This window comes from Candidatus Synechococcus spongiarum SH4, from assembly GCF_000586015.1.
Taxonomy (GTDB): Bacteria; Cyanobacteriota; Cyanobacteriia; order PCC-6307; family Cyanobiaceae; genus Synechococcus_B; species Synechococcus_B spongiarum_F.
Genome location: NZ_JENA01000256.1, coordinates 1 through 2,279, shown reverse-complemented (window position 1 = coordinate 2,279; position 2,279 = coordinate 1). Strand labels below are relative to the sequence as shown.

Here is a 2,279-nt window from a genome sequence, read left to right as displayed (position 1 = left end):
GGCGGACCTGCATTCGGAAATCCGCCCCCATCCGCACCAACCCACCGGCGATCACCGGATCGGAGGGATCGAGATCTACACCGGCGAAGGCAAGGGGAAGTCCACCAGTGCGCTGGGCAAGGCGCTCCAGGCCATCGGGCGGGGCATCAGCCAGGACACCAGCCACCGGGTGTTGATCCTGCAGTGGCTCAAGGGTGGGCAGGGCTACACGGAAGATGCCGCCATCGACGCCTTGCGCCAGAGCTACCCCCATCTGGTGGATCATCTGCGCAGTGGACGGGATGCCATTGTCTGGCGCGGCCAGCAGCAACCCATTGATTACGTGGAAGCGGAGCGGGCCTGGGAAATTGCCCGGGCCGCCATCAGCAGCGGCCTCTACAAAACGGTGATTCTCGATGAGCTGAATCCCACCGTGGACCTGGAGTTGTTGCCGGTGGATCCCATCGTGCAAACCCTGCTGCGCAAGCCCAGGTTCACGGAAGTGGTCATCACGGGGCGCTGCAAGAACACCCCTTCCTACTTTGCCCTGGCCAATATCCACTCCGAGATGGTGTGTCACAAGCATTACGCCCAGCAGGGGGTGAGCCTGAAGCGGGGGGTGGATTACTGAGCCCTTGGCCTCTCCAACCATGAAGCGCGCCCTCTTGGCTGAAGCCACGGGAACCGCCCTGCTGCTCATGGCCGTGGTGGGTTCGGGCATCATGGGGGAGCAGTTGGCGGACGGCAACAGGGGCTTGGCCCTGCTGGCCAACGCCGTCAGCACGGGCGCCATGCTCTATGGCCTGATTACGGTGCTGAGGCCCGTCTCCGGCGGCCACTTCAATCCCGCTGTGACCCTCTGCTTCTGGCTGCGGAAAGAGATCCCCACGCTGACAGCGCTGCTCTACAGCCTGGCCCAGGTGGCGGGCGGAATCCTGGGGGTATGGGCCACCCATCTCATGTTTGGCCTGGCGGTGCTGCAGCAGTCCGCCACAGCCCGCACAGGCGGGGGCCAATGGCTCTCGGAAGCGCTGGCCACCGCAGGCCTGTTGCTGATGATCCACGGCGGCCGGCGCCATCAGCCGGCCGCCGTGCCCGCCTTGGTGGCCCTCTACATCACCAGCGCCTACTGGTTCAGCAGTTCCACCAGCTTTGCCAATCCCGCGGTCACCATCGCCAGGGGCATGACCGACACCTTCAGTGGCATCATGCCCACCCACGTGCCCCTGTTTGTGGCGATGCAACTGCTGAGTGCGGCGGTGGCTACACCGTTACTCAGTTGGTTGTTTTCTTCCGGGGTCCGGGGAAAGTGACGACGATAAAGCGCTCAAAGGCGCCCGTGCCCGCTGCACTCGGGAGGGGAGATTTCTTCGGGGAGAGGAATCTCGATGGAACTGACCAACTGGATTGCATCCCGCAAGCGCATGGCATCCGCAAACCAGCCCATGGCCTGCTCCGTGTTCCCCCGCTGTTCCGCGTCACTGGCCTGTTCCTCGTGGGCCTCCGCCAGCAGGGCCAGCCAGCAGAGGCTTCGGGCCTGGGCCACGGAGAGGTCCAACTCCTCAACCTGCTGATGGATGATGCGGTCACTTTCCTGCTGAACCAGGAGTCTTAGGCGCAGAGCATGAAGCTGGGTCACGGCCTTACCCGCTAAGTATTCAAGTGTAGCGCCATCAAGGGGTTTGGCAATGGATCCCGTGATCGGTGGGGACGGGGCTGGAGGGACTTGAACCCACGACCTTGGCTTTAGGAAAGCCCTGCTCTATCCAACTGAGCCACAGCCCCAACAGCCTCGGCGCGTCACAGGGACGTTACACCGAAAGCCATGGCGCCAGGCTACTCCATACACTGGCGACGGAAAGGAGGCGAGGCGACCGCGGCGCGGCCGAGTGTACTCGGCGCGTGCTGAGGAAAGTCCGGGCTCCCCCATGGCCAGGCCTGCTGGGTAACGCCCAGTGCGGGTGACCGTGAGGATAGTGCCACAGAAACACACCGCCGATGGCCGCAGCCCTTGCCCAGGCATTGGCTCAGGCACAGGTAAGGGTGCAAAGGTGCGGTAAGAGCGCACCAGCAGCATCGAGAGGTGCTGGCTCGGTAAACCCCAGCCGGGAGCAAGGTAAGGAACCAGGGTTGGCCATGCGCCCGTTCCCCGTAAACATGCCGCTTGAGGCCTGTGGTAACACAGGTCCCAGAGAGATGGTCGCCCCTGGAGAGGGAACCATGCCATGGAGATCTCCCCAGGAACAGAACCCGGCTTATGTCCTCCTTCCCACCCCCTTCCCCGAGCCCCCAGCGCCAAG

The 2,279-nt window shown here is 63.8% G+C and carries 3 protein-coding genes, 1 tRNA gene and 1 other RNA gene; 3 read left to right on the top strand and 2 right to left on the bottom strand.

All coding sequences use genetic code 11. The features are described 5' to 3' along the window. Positions 1-610: cob(I)yrinic acid a,c-diamide adenosyltransferase (locus BG35_RS0109370; RefSeq protein ID WP_025782613.1), on the top strand; the 610-nt coding region annotated here is incomplete at its 5' end. A 19-nt stretch (positions 611-629) separates the two neighbouring features. Beyond that, on the top strand, positions 630-1,292 hold the full coding sequence (locus tag BG35_RS0109365) for an aquaporin (protein ID WP_025782612.1): 663 nt from the start codon (positions 630-632) through the stop codon (positions 1,290-1,292). Between the two features lie 14 nt (positions 1,293-1,306). Here BG35_RS0109365 and BG35_RS0109360 read toward each other — a convergent pair whose 3' ends face one another. Continuing rightward, a complete protein-coding gene (locus tag BG35_RS0109360; RefSeq protein ID WP_025782611.1) occupies positions 1,307-1,618 on the bottom strand; it encodes a DUF8670 family protein in 312 nt (103 codons plus the stop codon). Positions 1,619-1,690: 72 nt separating this feature from the next. Further along, a tRNA-Arg gene (locus BG35_RS0109355) sits at positions 1,691-1,764 on the bottom strand. A gap of 73 nt (positions 1,765-1,837) precedes the next feature. Here BG35_RS0109355 and rnpB point away from each other — a divergent pair. Further along, positions 1,838-2,252: RNase P RNA component class A (rnpB, locus tag BG35_RS11725), an RNA gene on the top strand. The last annotated feature ends 27 nt before the right edge of the window (positions 2,253-2,279 follow it).